The organism is Rothia sp. P7181 (assembly GCF_048513015.1).
Lineage (GTDB): Bacteria > Actinomycetota > Actinomycetes > Actinomycetales > Micrococcaceae > Rothia.
In genome coordinates this window covers 13,928-32,879 of record NZ_JBLXXZ010000014.1, presented here as the reverse complement: position 1 = coordinate 32,879, position 18,952 = coordinate 13,928, and the positions used below count along the sequence as shown (strand labels likewise).

Below are 18,952 nucleotides of genomic sequence, written 5' to 3'. Positions count from 1 at the left end.
GATGAGACTGCATCGACTAGAAATGACCGCCTTTGGGCCGTTTGCGCACACCGTCAGCATCGACTACGAAAAACTTAACGAGAGCGGACTCTTCCTCCTCACAGGGCCCACCGGATCAGGAAAAACCACTATCTTTGACGCTATCTGCTTCGCCCTATACGGAAAAACCTCTAGTGCAAGAGCAGACCTCAAAAGCCACTTCGCCACACCAGAAGCCATTCCCTCCGTCGAACTAGAATGCACCATCAGCAACACTCGACTAAAAATCTGGCGTAGCCCCGAATGGCAAAACCCGCAGAAAAAAACAAAAAACCATCACCGAGTTCACGTCCAACAATTCAACACCACCACACAACAATGGGACACCCTCGCCGAACGAATCAGCGACGCCGCCACCTATATCACCGGACTCATCGGACTCGACGAAAAACAATTCACCCAAATCATGCTCCTACCACAGGGCGAATTTGCGAAGTTTCTCAACGCAAAATCAGCAGAAAGAGAAACCCTCCTCAAAAAACTATTTCCCATCGACACCTTCGAAAAAGTACAAGAACTCCTCAAAGAACAAGCACAACAAGCCAACGAACACACCACACAGATAACGGAACAACTCCGCCACCTTGAGGAACAATTCTTCAACACCTACCAACGCTGCCGTATCGAACACCTCGAAGAAGAACTCAACCACACTGCACAAAACCTCATAGACGAACTCCCCGAAGAACAACACAACACCTACCTACAACAGCTCAAACAACTCACCCAACAACACACCCCAACCACCCCAAAAGATGACGACACATACACTCTTGACCAACGTCAAGAACACATGGAACAACACCACACCATCATCCAACGTGTACTGCCACTACTACATCAACTACACCAAAACATTGCAGAAGAACTAGAACGCAACCACGAACACAAAACCCAGCTCCAACGCCGTATAGAACACCACCACCACTACACTCAGCTACAAGAACAACAACAGCAACTTACCGCGCAAACCAGCCACATCAACGAACAACGCCAAAAAGTACGCCGAGCACAAGAAGCACAACAACTCCTACCGCTCTACCGTCGCTTCATCGAAACCCAACAGCAACAAGAACACAACACCCAACAGCAACAAAAACTTGCCCACCACATACAACAACTCTGCACCGAACACCACCAACACATCCACCACAACCCTCAAAGCATTGAACTGCCCCTCATCACAGAACTCTACGAACACCCGTTAGAACACAGCACCAACCTCAAAGAATATGGTGAACAACTCCCACACCTACTCCAAACACTGCACGAACTCACACGAGAAGAAGAACAACTCAACCACTCTAAAAAACACTACCAACAGCTACTCACACGCCAAAAAACACTGAGCACGGCCGTTGAACAAAACCAACAACAACACGAAAAAACACAACAACGCTACGAAGAACTCAACAAACAATACCAACAACTAGCAGACACCGAAGAAGAACTCATACACGCCCAACAGGAATACACCCACGCACAAAACATCCTTGCCCTATCCCAAGAACACGAAAAAGAACAACAACACCTCAACAAAGAACAAGAACACTACAAAACCTACGAAACACAACGACGAAAAGACGCACAACACCTCGAAAAACTACAACAACTACGCTACAACCAAGCCGCCTATAGCCTCGCAATCAACCTCACACCCAACGAACCCTGCCCCGTCTGCGGATCCTGCGAACACCCCGCACCAGCACACCACAACACCACCGAAGAACTCGTCGAACAACGAGACATCGACCAAACACAACAACAACTAGAACACTCCACCGAAAACACCAAAAACAGCCACCAAAACGTTCAACGTATCACCCAACACCTAGAAGAACTCACCCGCAACGGCGCACTACCCATCGATCAAGCCCACAAAAACCTCACCGAACACCGTGAACAACAACACCAAGCAGAACAACGCCACCACCAACGCAACACCCTCAAAGAACAACTCAACTCCCTAGAACACCAGCTTCAAGAACTCAAAGAACAAGCCATCCAACACCACACCAGCTACGAAGAACACCAGAAAACTCTCAACGAACAACACCAACACATCACTACCCAAGAAAACACCCTCAAACAACACCACACCAACTACACACTGAACGAAAGAATACAAAACCTCAACAAACTCAACAGCATTCTCGACGAACTCAAAATCACCCGCGCCCACGCACAAAACATCAGCGAACAACACCAAAAAAATCAGGATGAATGGCACCAAAAACTAGAAGAATCATCCTTCACCAGCATCCAAACAATACAAGACGCCACCATCCCCACCACACAACTACAACAGTGGGAAGAAGACATCACAAACCACGACGCAAACACCCACTACATCACACAAGCGCTCACCCACGAACATATGGTTGCCGTCGCCAACGAACTAGCACAAGGACACCAACCACCAAGCCCCAAAGACCTCGAACACCAACAACACAAAACCAAAAACCTGAGCACCTATAAAGACGTCCTCCTCGGACAAACCCTCACCATCGAACAAGCCCAAAACACCACCACCGAGCTCCTCGAACAATACCGAGAACACCGTGCAACATGCGAAGAACTCACATCTCAAGCACAGATGAAACAAGAACTCGCTAAAATTGCGCACGCAACATCTACCGACAACACCCTCAAAATGCAGCTGACCACCTACATCCTTGCTGCACAACTTGAAGACATCACACAAGCAGCCAGCGAACACCTCCAAGCCATGACACACGGAAGATACCAACTCCAACACAGCGACCACAAAACACAGAGCAAATCTGGTCTAGGATTAGCCGTATACGACCACTGGCACGATAGACAACGCTCACCCGAAACGCTCTCAGGAGGAGAAACCTTCATGGCATCACTCTCCCTCGCACTCGGACTAGCAGACGTCGTACAACACCGACACGGAGGAATAGAAATAGACACCCTCTTCGTCGACGAAGGATTTGGTACCTTAGACGAAGACACTCTCAACAACGTCATGGAAACACTCGACGGACTACGCGAACAAGGACGCGTCATCGGACTCATCTCACACGTGAACGAACTCAAAACCCGAATACCTGAACACATCACCTTGGTCAGCTCACCAGAAGGGTCAGATATTGTCACCCAAATATCCTAAACAGACCGAAACACCGAGCTACACCAGAACACTACGCATACGACACTCCGTACGCTACCTACAAAACCGCCTCATCTACCTGACATCGATTGTCGGCAAAAAATTTATTATCTTCTCACTTTTTAGCCGACTACCCACCTACATGGTGGCGCTCGCAGTGCTCATTAGCATGGGAACACGCACCAGCGAAATCACACTTGGCGCGTATTCTGCGGGGCTCATCACGATGAGCTCAGCGGTGATGCAAAGAACCTATAGGCGTATAGCTCAACGTCTTGGGTACCGTTCAGTAGTGTGCATTACGGCAACATTGAACATTCCGGCGGTAGCGTTTTTGATGGTGCAAACGGTGCAATTTGCTCCCAACCGTGCCAGCGGATCCATACCTATCTTCTTGATAGCTTCTGCATTGGCAGGAGCAACCACCATACCGATAAGTGCCGCTATGCGTAGTTATTGGAGTGAACGTTATACGGCAACTCAAGATCGTCGACTCTTGAACTCTGCTATCGCTTTAGAATCTATCCTTGACGTTATTGCGTTGCCTCTGGCTGCGGCAAGTGTGGGTGCTATCGCTATTTTTTCGGGGGCGTTATCCTCGCTATATGCTGTTATCTTCATTGACGTCTTCGCAATTTTCTTTATCTTGTGGTTTCCGAAAGCTATCGTAACGCTCAAATTTTCGCACCCCTCCATTGAGACGATACCTATTCCCATCCGTAACCCGCCTCCTTTTGGTGTTTTGCCGATGCTTGGTATCGCCTGCATTGGTACAGCAATCGGCTCGACACAGACCGCGTTGGTGATTCGCGGTCTACATTCTGACACCCTCGAATTTGTGGGGTTTTATATTGGCATGATGGGAACTGCTGGCGCTTGTACCTGCGTTATTTTGACGGTTCTACGGTTACGTTTAGGCACATGGCAAGGCTGGCTCTTAGACGCTCATCTACTGTTATTGGTGGGTTTGATTCTGTCTATCCCACAATCTCAATTCTGGATTACTGTTGTTCTTGCCATCTACGGTGGACTACTTGGCGCATCACTGATGTGTATGGAGTCGATTATGACTGCTATTGCGGCGCGTGCCAACGTGGGCTTAGCCTTATCTGCCATACAAACCACTTATATTGGTGGGCTTGCTTTAGGGTATGTGTGGGCGGCAACCGTGGGTGAGAGTTTAGGGCAACAATCAGCGATGCTTATTCCGCTATTTGCTGCTGTTCTTTTTGCGCTCTTATCTCACGTATATGGTGCCAAATGGAGAGCAACCTACGAAGAACGTCTTCCACTCTTAGAAGATTTTGACCCTCCGTCGTCGACAACCTCATAAGGCTCTTCCCCTTAAAATATGGGTGTGCCCCTGCTGAGCTTTTCTGTTCGGCAGGGGCACACCCATGTTTCTTGTACTAGGAGATAGAGAATCCGCTCTAGATGATAAAGGCTTCTTCGCTTTCTTGAACGAGCGCTAACACACGTTTTTTAAAGACTCCGCTGGTAAGAGCATTGACGTGGTTACGTCCGTCTAAGATGAGCTGTTCATAGGGAACGTGGGCTTCGGTCAGAGCCTCAGTAAGCCACGAGTAATCACCGGCTACGCTATCTTCACTGCCGCGCACCAGCAGAATAGGGCAGAGCGGGTGTAAAAGTGTTGGGTCAAAATCAAAAGCTAACGGCAAACATGCAAAATGTTTGAGTGATGATTCTCGTATGAGCGAATGATTAATGACGGCGGGGAACGTCGGATTAATATTTTCTTGCTCTAAGGAACCTAAAAGATATTGTGCGATGAGCGGTAGATGATCGTGCTGAGGTAGCCCACCAATACTTGTAGAGAGCACGTTATGACCTGCGTAGGAGCTAGCTTCCCATGCGATACGGGCACCAGCGCTAAACCCTACAAGGTGGGCAGGGGAGTCAAGCTCGTCAATAAATTGTGCCACGGCGTGAGCTGCTGATACGAAGAATCCGTGTTCTTCAGGTAATGGAATATCACCCGTATAGGTTAGTGATGGGTCTGGGTTTTTGAGGTCTTCATTGCGGTGATACGGCAAATCAACGATGATGCAAGGATACCCTTCAGCGGTGAACCGTTTGACCCATCCGGTGCGCACCCATAATTGTTCTCCGGTTGCGGCGAAGCCGTGTAAAAAGATGATAGGGGAACGTTCTGGGCTGTTTTGTGCAGCAGGGAATATCCGATACGAAAGAGGAGGAAAAATAGTCACCAGTCCACTGTAGTGTGCAGTGTGACTGGTGACCAAAGAAAATGAGGAAGATAACGTTCTGCCCTCGTACACTCCATCCTTCTATCAGGGTGTACGAGGGCAGAAAACAAGCACCTATTGTTGAGGTGAAGATTTCTCTTTCTCAAGTTTTTGAGCGAGCGCCTGATAATCTAAACCGTTTTGGGATAGGCGAATCGCTTTCCCCTCAGCAATAAATTTCTCTTTTGTCTCAATAATTTTGATGGCTTGAGTATTATCGCGTGGGCGAAGCTGAACGAATTCTTCTGCCGAAATACCGGCACGTAGTTCGCGCATACGTTCAATTTCTGCGTCAATTTCTGCGCCGAGAAGTAGCACATTGTTCATAATCCAGATGAATAGGAGCATGACGATGACAGCGCCGATTAGACCATAGGTGGCGTTATATTTGCCGAAGTTTGATACATAGAACGAGAACCCTAAGCCGGCGATACCCATTGAGACCAGTGCGAAGGCTGCACCAGCCGAGAAGATTCGTAGTTTGGGTTGTTTGACGTTGGGCGTGCCGTGGTAGAGCAATGCTACGAGTGCAACGGCGAGGCAGAGGATAATAGGCCAACGGAACCAGAGCCATACACTGGTGAATGCGGTGAGGTCTAGACCGGGGACGCTATCTGAGATGAAGGTGAGGACTCCACCACTCATGAGCAGCACCATGAGCATGAGAACAAGCATGAAGACGAGAATCGCGGTGACTAATAGGTTTTGAGGTCGAAGTTTCCAGATGGGTCGGCCTTCAACGACACCATAAAGCCTATTGAGTGCACGCCCAAAAGCGCCGATGTATCCGGAAGCTGTCCAGAGCGCACCGACAACACCGGTAATAAGCGCTAAACCAGCAGCACTTGATGAGGTGAGCTGAGAAATGGGTTCTTCGACGATAGAAAGAACTTCTGCTGGGGCAATATCACTAATGAAATTGATAATTGCGTGCGTGGTTTCTTGGCCACGTCCGAAAACGCCGAGGAGAGAAACTACTGCTAATAGAGCAGGGAAGATGGAAAGCACCGCGTGGTAGGTGAGTGCTGCTGCCATATCGGTACAACCGTCAGTACCAAACTTGTTAAAGGCACGTTTGATGACGTACCCCCAGTTAAATTTGGTGACTTCTTTGATGGTGTAGCGTTTATGAACTTTTTCTGGTGCGGGGGCTTCTTGAGCGCGAGTGATTGTTTGTTCCTCTAAAGACATCCGAACTCCTAGTCGATGCGAATGAGTTGCTACGTAAGCTTAACATGTTTGTTCAGTGTGCTTCTAGAACTCTTGGGCTTTAGCTGTTAGCTTCCCTCAAAAATACTGGGATACTGTATTTTTATGTTGATAAGGGTTATGACAAGTGGCAATAGAGTAGAAGGCGTGCAAAAAATCTTTGCACGCCTTCTACTCTGATATACATGAATCGTCTGTATCTTGTGGGTGTTAGTACGAGAGTCCTAGAACCTTTGAGGTGTGTTCTAGTACTTCGTCGGCAAGTTCTGGTGTTTCGTTGAGTCGAACGCCGAAAGCCGGAATCAGTTCACGGATACGAGACTCCCATGCTGGGAACTGTTCTTTAAAGCATCGTTGTAGGAGGTTCACCATGATGGGAACAGCTGTAGATGCTCCGGGAGAAGCACCAAGAAGCGCAGCAAGAGAGCCGTCGTGAGCAGAAATGAGTTCTGTACCAAATTGGAGGATGCCGCCTTTAGCGCTGTCACGTTTCATGACTTGTACACGCTGACCTGCTTGAATTAGTTCCCATTCGTCGGCTTGAGCTAACGGATAGTATTCGTGTAATGCGTCAATACGGCTTGACTGATTCTTTGCAAGTTCCCCTACAAGGTATTTTACGAGAGAGAGGTTATCGAGCCCTGCACGAACCATCGGGTAGAGGTTATCGGGGCGTACCGATAACGGAAGATCTAAGAACGATCCTTGTTTTAAAAAGTTTGTGCTAAAACCGGCGTAAGGCCCAAAGAGTAGGGAACGTTGCCCGCGAACATAGCGGGTGTCAAGGTGAGGCACCGACATGGGTGGGGCGCCGACAGAAGCTTGACCGTACACTTTGGCGCAATGTTCTGTTGCGGTGGCTTCGTTGGTGTTTCTTAAGAATAGGCCAGATACGGGGAACCCTCCGTAGCCTTTTCCTTCTGGGATACCAGATTTTTGGAGGAGTTTTAATGCTCCCCCTCCAGCACCTAAGAACACAAAACGAGTATTAACCACAAGGTGTTCTTCGGAGTTCAAACGGTTTTTGACCGTAATTTTCCATTGCCCGTTGGTGTCTTGGACGAGTTGAGTGACGTGGTGACCGTATCGTACGCTCACTCCCTGTGAGGTGAGGTAGTTGGTGAGCTGTTCGGTCAAGTACCCAAAATCGACGTCTGTTCCTTCGGGTGACCAGTTTGCTGCTACTTTTTGTTCAGCATGACGTCCTTGCATGGTCAGTGGCGCCCACTGGTGTATTTCTTGGTGGTCTGTAGAGAACTGCATTCTCTCAAAGAGTTTTTCGCGACGGAACGCCTCAAAACGTGCCTTGAGGTAGGCGCTGTGCTCTTCACCAAAGACTAAAGACATGTGCGGTACAGAGTTGATGAAGGAGGCGTCTGTGAGTTTTCCTTCGGCGACGAGCGAGGCCCATAGTTGTCGAGACGTGTAAAACTGTTCGTTGATGCCTAATGCTTTTGCCGTAGAGACGGTACCATCTGCACCTGCTGGTGCGTAATTGAGTTCGCATAGTGCAGCATGTCCGGTGCCGGCATTATTCCACGGGCTAGAAGATTCTTGACCTACGCGGTCTAGACGCTCAAACATGATGATGTTCCATGATGGCTCTAATTCTTTGAGCAACACACCAAGGGTTGCGCTCATAATGCCACCACCGACGAGTACGACGTCAGTCGATTCCGTTGTAGCCACGGTTATTACTCCCAAGAGATGATAAGTCAATACGAGGTAAGTCTTCTTTGACTTACCACAAAGATTTTTGCGGTATCTGGTGATGCGCAAAAACCTCTGGGTTTTAGACTAACTTATTCGGCGCCTTCAACGGTGAACCCTTTTGCTTGCAACCTGAAAAAGACGCGATAATTTTTTAGGAGTGAGCCTTTGCTAAAGCAAAATTTGCGATGCCTGTGGCACTGAGCGGGTAATAATCGACGCGTGGGCCAAGCGCTACCGAAGAAATAGGGTATGCGATAGGGATTGCCGGCATTAATAATGCGATGTGCAGATTAATTTCTTGGTATGCGATACGGCGTTCGTCGATGTCGTTGATTTGGTCTGCTGCTCTCATCGCACTGAGAATTTGTGTATAGGTTATTTTTTCTCGCGGTAATTCTGCCAGTGAAGTGGTATCTGGTGCAGGGGCGTCGTCTTTTTCTGTTGTTGGAGCTTCTGTATCGTCTTTGGGTTGTTCGTCAGTTGGTGCGTCGAGTTTGTGGTTTTCGGGTGCTGATTCTTCGAGGATTTCTAATTCGCCGTCTTCGACATAGGTGGCTTCACTTTGTTCGGCTGAGTGCACGATTTCTGAGGTGGGTGCTAGGACCCTTGAGATGAAGGCGTTTGGGTCGCGGTAGGAGCCTACGAACCCTGTTAATGCTAGGGCACGTTCTGTGCTTTGCTTGCTAATAATGTCGAGGTAGCCTTCATTCCACGGCACGGGCATTGGTTTGATGTTGAGCCCGATAGAGACGAGGTTTGCTGCCAAAGACGCATAAATAGCTTCGGGGGATTCCATCGTCGCTAAAGAAACACCTGTGGGGTAGTAGAAGGTGAGTTCTTCGCCGTTGTATCCGCTTGCTTCGAGTTGTTCTTTGGCGCGGTTTTTATCGTAGTTATAGTAGGCGCGTGTGTCATCATTTTTCATCATGAATAGCGCTGGTAGGAAGTCGTTTGCGACGTTTGTTCCTTGAGGGAAATTATTGCGCACGACATCGTGACGGTCGATGGCGTGAGCTATGGCCTGACGCATGAGCGCTTTGCTCAGAAGGGGGTGATCCGTGTTAATGCTGATATAGCAGATGGCGTAGGGGTCTCGTGGTTGGATGAGGTTGCCAGAGCGTGCTAGGGGAACATAGTTGTCGATGGCTACGAGGTCGTAGGCATCAATATCGCCGTTGCGTAGAGCATAGTAGCGTTTATCAGAATCGGAGATGGTGCTGATGATGAGCCGTTCAATAACAGGTGCTGCTCCCCAATAGGTGGGGGAAGCTTCGAGTGTTGCTGTTGAGCCGTCCCATTCTTTGAGGGTGTATGCGCCTGTTCCTACGGGTAGTTTTTTGAAATGGTATTCGTCATTGAGTGAGGCGGGGGAGGCAATGCCAAATGCTGGTTGGGTGAGCGCCTTAATAAAAGATGTTGAGGGGCGTGAAAGTGTGAAGATGATTTTTTCGTCGATGGCTTTGCAGTCTGTGACTAGCGGTGTTCTTTGGTCTGGTGCGGTGACTCCACTAAAAAGTTGCAGGTAGTCAGTGCGAGAATATGCGGTGGTGTCGGCTGCTGCGTGGACCCATCGTTGATAGTTTTTGATAACGGATTCTGCGTTAAAGGGAGACCCGTCATGGAAAGTGACGTTATCTCGTAGCGTGAAAGTGTATGTGAGCCTGTCTGAGGAGAGCTCCCATTGTGTTGCTAGAGAAGCTTCGGGTAGGCCGGTGTCGACGTTTGCTCTGAGGAGGGGCTCAAGAACTTGTGCTGAGATGCGTGCCGTTTCAAGTGTTCCGCTGGTGGCGACATCTAGTGATGGTGTGGGTGCTGCGTTTGCGAATCGAAGAGTGATCGGTTGGTGTTTGGTCGGTGTGGGTAAAGCGCTTGCATCGTGGGTGTGTGGTGTTGTGGTGTCTTTCTGCTCTTGTGCAGAGCAGGCGCTAAATGCTGTTGCGGTAGCAAAGAGTGACCCGTAGCGGAAAAGTTCGCGGCGGTTGAGACCAGAAGACACAGAAACACACTTCCCTTGTGAGCGTTAAGGTCGACGAAAGAGCTGTATTGACCTGTAGATATAGATAAAGCCCAGTATATACCGGGCTTTATCTTTTCTATGATGTTATGCAGTGCGCAAGGAGGGACTTGAACCCTCACGCCCGAAGGCACAGGAACCTAAATCCTGCGTGTCTGCCAATTTCACCACTCGCGCATGTTCAGCTGAGCGAACTCTAGAAATAGTACACGATATATTTTGGCTGTGCAAATCGGCAGAGAAAATAATGCAGAATTTTTGAGATGAGGGTGCTGGAATACGCGTTAGCTGGGGTCAATGCCGAGGTCGCGGCGCAGTTTTGCAACGTGTCCTTTAGCTCTCACATTGTATTGAGCGAGGCTGATGTTTCCGTTTTCGTCGATGACGAAGGTGCTTCGAATGAGCCCAATATAGGTTTTTCCATAGTTCTTTTTCTCGCCCCATGCACCATAAGACTCCGCTACAGTGTGGTCCTCATCTGATAGGAGTTCGAAGTTGAGTTCTTGTTTTTGGGTGAAGTTCTGGAGTGCTTGAGGAGAATCGGGGGATACTCCGAGTACAACGTATCCGTGGCTTTGTAGTGAGGCGATGTTGTCACGAAAGTCGCAGGCTTGGTTGGTGCAGCCGGGAGTATTTGCTTTGGGGTAGAAATAGAGCACGACTTTTTGCCCGGAGAATTGTTCTAAGGAGACGATTTCTCCGTTGCTGTTTTTGAGTGAGAATGCTGGTGCTGGTGTTCCAATGTCGAGGCGTTCTGCCATGATTGAATGCTCCTACTATTTATAGGGGTGGGTGTTGTTTAGGGGTCTATCTTATCGGGTGGCAGATGTTTTGCACTAGGTGCGTGTTGGCGATTGTTTAGGGTGGGGGAGTCCCTAAAACCAAACCTGTGTCCAATATGTGAAACACTTAGGTGTGATGTTCTCATCTCTTGAGGCTCTACGGTTTTTCTCGGTGTTCTGAGAGCATTCTCAAAAACCTGAGGTTTGCTTGACGAAACTATGTGCACGGGCTGTGTATAAGGTCTGAATGTGATTATTCTTTGCTTGCCAAAGTATAGATTCCGTCAAAATATGTAAAGACTTTACCTATACTAGATACATGCCTGATATTGGTAATTGGTCAATTAATCGTTTGTTATCTACGTCCGCTCGCATGCTTGAACATAGCTGGAATAACCACCTACGCGAGTTGGGATTAACTCACGCCGGAGTTACCGCTCTTGGTGTCATTGCTCGTGAAGGAAAAACTTCACAAGTTCGTATCGCCTCCATCGTTGGAGTGCAAGCTCAAACCATGGGAAAGACTCTATCCCGTCTAGAATCTCACCACTATGTTTTTAGAGTGCGCAACGCCAACGATCGCCGCAGTTATCTTTTAGATATCACTGACGCAGGACGAGACGTGCTTGCACGCGCTGAAAAAATTGATAAGAATCTCGCCTCCTTGGGTGCATTAGCTAACCCCGAATTTCGTGAGATGCTCGTCGATATTGTACGTAAACTCTCCAAAGAAGAAGGTAACGACATCGTTCTTCACGGTGCTCACGAAGAACATCGTGCCGCCGTAGGACTTGCCGACTTCACCGGAGACATTGAACCCGTACAACCTGAAGGAGAAGCTCCCATCGAGGTGTCTCAAGTTGTTGGCCCAACAACTGCGGTGCTTGACATTGTTACCCCTGAACTTCTTGACGCTGCTCGTGCTCAACGAGAACAATAAACCCCACCAACTGTGTTTTGCGTAACATTGAGAGTGTAGGGTTTGCTATATCTTCATCATGTCGGATATAGTTTATTCGTTGCTTCGGCAACGAGAATGCGCCTCTAGCTCAATTGGCAGAGCAATTGACTCTTAATCAATGGGTTGTGGGTTCAAGTCCCACGGGGCGCACCACATAATACTGAGGGTCTGACTCGAACGAGTCAGACCCTCAATGCTTTAACGCTGACTCACCCGATACGCGGTGTGCCGCATATCTCTTGTCTGAAAATTTGCGTCTTCCTCCTCACCGAGGTATAGTTTTTATTCGTTGCTTCGGCAACGAGAATGCGCCTCTAGCTCAATTGGCAGAGCAATTGACTCTTAATCAATGGGTTGTGGGTTCAAGTCCCACGGGGCGCACCACACGAAAAGGGTGGTTACCAACAAAAACGGTAACCACCCTTTTCTACATCTGTAGAGCGTATCAACACGCAGAAAACATCAAAAAATATTAGTCCTCAAGCCACGACTCACTCAGAAAATTCTGAAAATCAAGAATGTCACTAGACTGCTCTAATACACCCGAACCATTCTCTAAAACAATCTCAATACTCTGAGGAATCGTCAAAATAAAAGACGTACCCGTCGTAGACTCCAAACCAAAAGTATCTTCATTCAAACTATAGGCACGAATCGCGTTCGTATTATCAATAGAGGTAGGAGTCCCCGCCGGTAAAGCCTGCGGCAAAAGCACGGGAGCCACAATGACCTCTCGCGGAGTATCACGATACCCAATAATGAAATACTCTTGAGAATCCTGCTGCTGAATAGCAATATCAGGATTGCGATACAACGCATGACCTGTAGCAAAAATAAGGTTATAAGCACCATAGTTGATAATCTGCTCATCAAATACTGGGTGCAAAGTTGCCGTAATGAACTCGCTAGAAAGCGTATGTGTGGTCATGAACCCCAGTCTAGGGTAAACGCCCCTCTGACGCGACTATTAAAACATTATTGATGTTTTGCACGTCATATTTAACATAAGGTCACGCTCGTTAAAAGACGACATAAACCGCACATAACCCGCCCAAAAAGACGAAAGACCTCACAATAACGTGTCGGATGATGAGATGTCTTTGACTTTTACCGCCCACCACGACAAATATTATAGCTATGCAAATGCAACGCAGTTCACAACACATTATTAGCCTTCTAGTCGTCAGATAGGGCGCGCTAGCCTAGGCAAAACTTTGTTGTGTTCCATGCATGCGTACCCTTCGCTCCACTCAGGCGGAGGGTTTTTTCGTATCAGGAAAACACCAAAACCTCCTACGAACATGATCGGCAGACACACCCGTCAACGACCATGAAAAGCATCACCACCACTAAAACGTCAAAGGGCAAAAGAAAATGACCACGGGTCCATCGATGACACCAGCTGTACTCGCTCAAAACGTTGGCAAACACAACGACAGCACCGCAACCGAAACCCACACCGAACGCATGACCGGTTCACAAGCGATCATCCGCAGCCTCGAAAAACTCGGCGTAACCGACATCTTCGGCCTACCCGGAGGAGCCATCCTCCCCACCTACGACCCACTCTTTGACTCCACCCAAATTCGCCACATCCTCGTACGCCACGAACAAGGCGCAGGACACGCAGCCCAAGGATACGCACTATCCACCGGAAAAGTAGGAGTCTGCCTCGCCACCTCAGGCCCCGGAGCCACCAACCTCCTCACACCCATCGCCGACGCAAACATGGACTCCGTACCCATCGTCGCCATCACCGGACAAGTCTCAAGCTCCGTCATCGGCACCGACGCCTTCCAAGAAGCAGACATCGTCGGCATGACCATGCCCATCACCAAACACAGCTTTATGGTCCGTGACCCCCAAGAAATCCCACGCTGTATCGCCACTGCCTTCCACATCGCCTCCACCGGACGCCCCGGCCCCGTGCTCGTAGACATCACCAAAGACGCACAACAAGGCATGATGGACTTCTCATGGCCACCCACCGTCGAAATCCGCGGATACACACCCGTCACCCGCGGACACTCCAAACAAATCCGTGAAGCAGCAAAACTGCTCGCACAAGCACAACGCCCCGTACTCTACGTCGGCGGGGGAATGGTACGAGCCAACGCACCAGAAGAACTAAAACGCCTCGCAAAAAACACCCACGCACCCGTCGTCACCACACTCACCGCACGCGGCGCATACCCCGACTCCGACCCACAAAACCTCGGAATGCCCGGTATGCACGGCACCGTACCAGCAGTCACTGCACTCCAAAAAGCTGACGTACTGCTCTCACTCGGAGCACGCTTCGACGACCGCGTCACCGGCGTCCTCTCATCCTTCGCACCCGAAGCGAAAGTCATTCATATCGACATCGACCCCGCCGAAATCTCAAAAATTCGTTACGCAGACGTACCCATCGTAGGAGACCTCGCACAAGTACTACCCGAACTCAACAGCCTCCTCGAAACCGACTACGCAACAGAACTCAGCCCGCTCGAACCGTGGTGGCAAACCCTCAACGCCCTCAAAGAAAACTACCCGCTGGGATACACCACCACCGACGACGGACTCGGCTCACCCCAATACGCCATCGAACGCATCTCAGCGCTGAGCGGCCCCGACGCCTACTATGTTGCCGGCGTTGGACAACACCAAATGTGGAGCGCCCACTTCCTCAAACACGAAAAACCACGCCACTTCATCAACTCGGCAGGACTCGGCACCATGGGCTACTCCGTGCCCGCCGCCATGGGCGTACAAGTCGCACACCCCGACGCAATCGTCTGGTCCATCGACGGAGACGGCTGCTTCCAAATGACCAACCAAGAACTAGCCACCTGCGCACAAAACAACATCCCCATCAAAGTTGCTATTATCAACAACTCCTCACTGGGCATGGTGCGCCAATGGCAAAACCTCTTCTACGACGGACGCTACTCACACACCCACCTCAACACAGGAGCCGGCACCGTACGCATCCCAGACTTCGTCAAACTAGCAGAAGCCTACGGTTGCGTCGGACTACGCTGCGAATCAGACGCCGACGTTGACGCAACCATCCAACAGGCGCTCGCCATCAACGACCGCCCCGTCGTCGTAGACTTTACCGTCAGCCCCGACGCCATGGTCTGGCCCATGGTGCCCACAGGAGTCTCCAACGACCTCATCCAAATCGCCAAAGACACCTCACCCATCTTTGAAAGAGAGGACTAAGCCATGAGCCGCCACACTTTCTCCGTCTTAGTCGAAGACAAACCCGGCGTGCTGGCACGAGTCTCCGGACTCTTCGCCCGAAGAATGTTCAACATTGAGTCCCTCGCCGTCGGTAATACAGAAGTTCCCGGCATCTCACGTATTACCATTGTGGTAGACGCCGAAGGAAACCTATTAGAGCAAGTGACCAAACAGCTCAATAAACTCATTCACGTCCTCAAAATTGTTGAACTCACACCAGAAACCTCAGTGCAACGAGACCACATCATGGTCAAAGTTAAAGCTGACGCACAAACACGTCTGCAAGTCACCCAAGCAGCAGACCTCTTCCGCGCCCAAGTGGTTGACGTCTCTACAGAGTCCGTCATCATTGAAGCAACCGGATCCGCCGAAAAGCTCAGCGCCCTACTCGACGTGCTAGAACCCTTCGGCATCCGAGAAATTATCCGAGCCGGAACACTCGGACTCGCACGTGGTCCACGTTCCATGAGCGAAAAAGCCCTCAGAAGCTAAACCGCTCAACACCACCACAGGGGCACCCCAACACGGGCACACCCCGACACGAGTTTTTAGATACGACTGCTCAACACCAGAACAGTCACCACACACTAACACCAAGGAGAACACCTCTCATGGCAGCAAAAATCTTCTACAACGATGACGCAGACCTATCCATCATCCAAGGACGCTCCGTCGCCATCATCGGCTACGGCTCCCAAGGCCAAGCACACGCACAAAACCTGCGCGACTCCGGCGTCGACGTACGCATCGGCCTAGCAGAAGGCTCCAAATCACGAGCCAAAGCAGAAGCAGAAGGCTTCACCGTCATGACCGTTGCAGAAGCAACCGCAGACGCAGACGTCATCATGATCCTCACCCCAGACCAAGTACAAGCACAGGTCTACACCCAAGACATCGAACCCAACCTTGAAGAAGGCGACGCACTCTTCTTCGCACACGGATTCAACATCCGATTCGGCTACATCCAAGCACCACAAGGCGTCGACGTCGCCATGGTCGCACCCAAAGGCCCCGGCCACACCGTACGTCGCGAATACGAAACCGGACGTGGCGTACCAGCACTCGTAGCCGTTGAAGTCAACGCATCCGGAACCGCCCAAGAACTAGCGCTATCCTACGCAAAAGGCCTCGGCGCAACCCGTGCCGGCGTCATCGAAACCACCTTCACCGAAGAAACCGAAACAGACCTCTTCGGCGAACAAGCAGTACTCTGCGGCGGCGTATCACAACTGATCCAATACGGTTTTGAAACCCTCACCGAAGCCGGATACCAACCAGAAATCGCCTACTTTGAGGTCTGCCACGAACTCAAACTCATCGTTGACCTCATCAACGAAGGCGGAATCACCAAACAACGCTGGTCCTGCTCCGACACCGCAGAATACGGCGACTACGTCTCCGGCCCACGCGTCGTCACACCAGAAGCCAAAGAACACATGAAAGCTGTGCTCAACGACATCCAAAACGGAACCTTCGCACAACGCTTCATGGACGACCAAGCCAACGGCGCACAAGAATTCCTCGAACTACGCGCCAAAGGCGAAGCTCACCCCATCGAAGCAACCGGACGTGAACTACGCAAACTCTTCTCATGGAACAAAGTCCAAGACGACTACACCGACGGAAGCACCCAACGCTAACACACCATAAACACCCCCAAAGTAGAGCCGATGAGAGCCACCGCCCTCATCGGCTCTACTCATGGTCTTGGCAACATCCCACGTAACGGCTAAGACACAGTAGCACCATCAAGAAACTCAACGGTAAGATAGTCTACTAACCGGTTCTGTTGGCCGTCAGGGTGAACTGACAGCACCGCCTCCACAACAAACATGAGCGCAAAAGCTCACCAACATACCATGAGCGTTACCGCCGTATCGGGTGAACGGTACCGCCCCTTCAAGACTGCCTTGAATACCCCTTAAGGAACATTTTCGTGACTCATAAACCCGTCGTTCTCATCGCAGAAGAACTCTCCCCAGCAACCATCGAAGCACTCGGACCCGACTTCGACATCCGAACCGTCGATGGAACCAACCGCCCTGAACTACTCAAAGCACTAGCCGACGTTGACGCCATCCTCATCCGCTCAGCAACCCACGTCGACGCCGAAGCCATAGCCGCCGGAAAACACCTTAAAGTGATTGCACGCGCCGGAGTAGGACTCGACAACGTCGACATCAAAGCAGCAACAGCCGCCGGCGTAATGGTCGTCAACGCACCCACCTCAAACGTCATCTCTGCCGCAGAACTTACCGTCGGACACATCCTCGGACTAGCACGCAACATCGCACCAGCATCTGCCTCCATGAAAGAAGGCCAATGGAAGCGCTCGCAATATGCTGGTGTAGAACTTTACGAAAAGACCATTGGCATTATTGGTTTGGGACGTATCGGCAGTCTCGTTGCAGAACGTCTTAAAGGTTTTGGTACCGAATTAATCGCGTACGATCCGTTTGTGACCTCTTCTCGTGCAGCAACAATGGGCGTTGAACTCGTTGAGCTAGATGAACTATTAGAGCGTGCTGACTTTTTGACGATTCACATGCCACGTACACCAGAGACTATGGGCATGATTAATGAGCAGTCTTTTAAGAAGATGAAGAACACCGCCTACGTCATTAACGTTGCTCGTGGTGGGCTTATTGATGAGGCTGCGTTAGATACTGCGTTGCGTTCTGGCCAGATTGTTGGTGCCGCTATTGACGTGTTCGTGAAAGAACCTGCAAAGAACGTTCCATTTATTGAATTGCCGAACGTGGTGTGTACCCCGCATTTGGGTGCGTCCACCGCTGAGGCTCAAGAAAAAGCTGGTGTGTCGGTGGCTCGTTCGGTACGTCTTGCGCTTGAAGGTGACCTCGTGCCTGACGCTGTTAACGTTGCCGGTGGCGCTATCGATAAGGATGTGCGCCCAGGTGTGCCTTTGGCTGAGAAGCTTGGCCGTATTGTGACGGCGCTTAGCAGTGGTGAGGCGATGACTCATGTTGAGGTTAAGGTTGCTGGAGAAATTGCTACAAAAGATGTGACTTCGTTGAAGCTTTCGGCGTTGAAGGGTGTCTTCACTGATGTTGTTTCGGAGAAGGTGTCTTATGTGAATGCGCCGATGATTGCTCAACAACGTGGTATTGAGGTGGAGCTTACTACTACGGAGGAGACAGAATACTTCCGTAATGAGACGATTCTTTCTGCGGTACTTGCATCAGGTAGCACTGTTAAAGTTTCGGGTACGGTTACTGGCCCTAAACTTGTTGAGAAGCTGACAAATATTGGTGGCTATGATCTTGAGATTCCGATTACGGATTATATGCTCATCCTTGAGTATGAAGATCGCCCGGGTATGATTGCTGCGATGGGTACGCTTTTGGGTACGGCGTCAATTAATATTGCTGGTATGCAGGTCTCTCGTGGTGATAAAGGTGATCAGGCGGTGGCTGTGTTGGCGCTTGATTCTGCTCCTAGTGCAGAAGTTGTCAATAGCATTAAGAATATTGTGAATGCTTCACGTGCTGCGTGTGTGAACCTTGCACAATAGCTAAGCATTAGCAGTAGAAGGGGGTGGGCACCATTTTGGGTGTTCACCCCTTCTTTGTGTTGGTGCTGTTT

Annotated in this window: 13 protein-coding genes and 3 tRNA genes; 9 read left to right on the top strand and 7 right to left on the bottom strand. The window is 50.1% G+C overall.

Annotated features, from left to right (window positions below; translation table 11 throughout):
• Nucleotide 1 precedes the first annotated feature (1 nt).
• Together ACN08Z_RS07360 and ACN08Z_RS07355 are read left to right on the top strand one after the other, a co-directional pair.
• Nucleotides 2–3,175 (top strand): AAA family ATPase, encoded by a 3,174-nt coding sequence (locus ACN08Z_RS07360; RefSeq protein ID WP_419103889.1) that lies wholly within the window; start codon nucleotides 2–4, stop codon nucleotides 3,173–3,175.
• A complete protein-coding gene (locus ACN08Z_RS07355; RefSeq protein ID WP_419103888.1) occupies nucleotides 3,156–4,508 on the top strand; it encodes a hypothetical protein in 1,353 nt (450 codons plus the stop codon). The genes ACN08Z_RS07360 and ACN08Z_RS07355 overlap by 20 nt, the downstream gene beginning before the upstream one ends.
• Before the next feature lie 97 nt (nucleotides 4,509–4,605).
• Here ACN08Z_RS07355 and ACN08Z_RS07350 read toward each other — a convergent pair whose 3' ends face one another.
• The 6 genes from ACN08Z_RS07350 to bcp form a co-directional block, all read right to left on the bottom strand.
• Complete coding sequence (locus ACN08Z_RS07350; RefSeq protein WP_419103887.1) at nucleotides 4,606–5,403, bottom strand: alpha/beta fold hydrolase; 798 nt, start codon at nucleotides 5,401–5,403, stop codon at nucleotides 4,606–4,608.
• A 114-nt stretch (nucleotides 5,404–5,517) separates the two neighbouring features.
• A complete protein-coding gene (locus tag ACN08Z_RS07345) occupies nucleotides 5,518–6,633 on the bottom strand; it encodes a YihY/virulence factor BrkB family protein (RefSeq protein ID WP_419103886.1) in 1,116 nt (371 codons plus the stop codon).
• 228 nt (nucleotides 6,634–6,861) lie between these two features.
• Nucleotides 6,862–8,346, bottom strand: coding sequence for a malate:quinone oxidoreductase (locus tag ACN08Z_RS07340; RefSeq protein ID WP_419103901.1), 1,485 nt, complete (start codon nucleotides 8,344–8,346; stop codon nucleotides 6,862–6,864).
• 169 nt (nucleotides 8,347–8,515) lie between these two features.
• Nucleotides 8,516–10,360, bottom strand: coding sequence for an ABC transporter substrate-binding protein (locus ACN08Z_RS07335; RefSeq protein ID WP_419103885.1), 1,845 nt, complete (start codon nucleotides 10,358–10,360; stop codon nucleotides 8,516–8,518).
• A gap of 113 nt (nucleotides 10,361–10,473) precedes the next feature.
• Nucleotides 10,474–10,555, bottom strand: a tRNA-Leu gene (locus ACN08Z_RS07330).
• A gap of 107 nt (nucleotides 10,556–10,662) precedes the next feature.
• Nucleotides 10,663–11,139 (bottom strand): thioredoxin-dependent thiol peroxidase, encoded by a 477-nt coding sequence (gene bcp / locus ACN08Z_RS07325; protein ID WP_419103884.1) that lies wholly within the window; start codon nucleotides 11,137–11,139, stop codon nucleotides 10,663–10,665.
• Between the two features lie 340 nt (nucleotides 11,140–11,479).
• Here bcp and ACN08Z_RS07320 point away from each other — a divergent pair, with 340 nt between their 5' ends.
• From ACN08Z_RS07320 to ACN08Z_RS07310, 3 genes are all read left to right on the top strand, one after another.
• Complete coding sequence (locus ACN08Z_RS07320) at nucleotides 11,480–12,100, top strand: MarR family winged helix-turn-helix transcriptional regulator (RefSeq protein WP_419103883.1); 621 nt, start codon at nucleotides 11,480–11,482, stop codon at nucleotides 12,098–12,100.
• A gap of 98 nt (nucleotides 12,101–12,198) precedes the next feature.
• Nucleotides 12,199–12,274 (top strand) — tRNA-Lys (locus ACN08Z_RS07315).
• A 155-nt stretch (nucleotides 12,275–12,429) separates the two neighbouring features.
• Nucleotides 12,430–12,505, top strand: a tRNA-Lys gene (locus ACN08Z_RS07310).
• Nucleotides 12,506–12,593: 88 nt separating this feature from the next.
• Here ACN08Z_RS07310 and ACN08Z_RS07305 read toward each other — a convergent pair.
• Nucleotides 12,594–13,049, bottom strand: coding sequence for a hypothetical protein (locus ACN08Z_RS07305; RefSeq protein WP_419103882.1), 456 nt, complete (start codon nucleotides 13,047–13,049; stop codon nucleotides 12,594–12,596).
• 446 nt (nucleotides 13,050–13,495) lie between these two features.
• On the opposite strand from ACN08Z_RS07305, the gene ACN08Z_RS07300 reads away from it, so the two are divergent.
• From ACN08Z_RS07300 to serA, 4 genes are all read left to right on the top strand, one after another.
• Nucleotides 13,496–15,328, top strand: coding sequence for an acetolactate synthase large subunit (locus tag ACN08Z_RS07300; RefSeq protein WP_419103881.1), 1,833 nt, complete (start codon nucleotides 13,496–13,498; stop codon nucleotides 15,326–15,328).
• 3 nt (nucleotides 15,329–15,331) lie between these two features.
• Nucleotides 15,332–15,841 (top strand): acetolactate synthase small subunit, encoded by a 510-nt coding sequence (ilvN, locus tag ACN08Z_RS07295; RefSeq protein ID WP_419103880.1) that lies wholly within the window; start codon nucleotides 15,332–15,334, stop codon nucleotides 15,839–15,841.
• 119 nt (nucleotides 15,842–15,960) lie between these two features.
• Entirely contained in the window at nucleotides 15,961–16,989 is a 1,029-nt protein-coding gene (ilvC, locus tag ACN08Z_RS07290; protein WP_419103879.1) for a ketol-acid reductoisomerase, read from the top strand.
• Between the two features lie 296 nt (nucleotides 16,990–17,285).
• On the top strand, nucleotides 17,286–18,881 hold the full coding sequence (gene serA, locus ACN08Z_RS07285) for a phosphoglycerate dehydrogenase (protein WP_419103878.1): 1,596 nt from the start codon (nucleotides 17,286–17,288) through the stop codon (nucleotides 18,879–18,881).
• Nucleotides 18,882–18,952 lie beyond the last annotated feature (71 nt).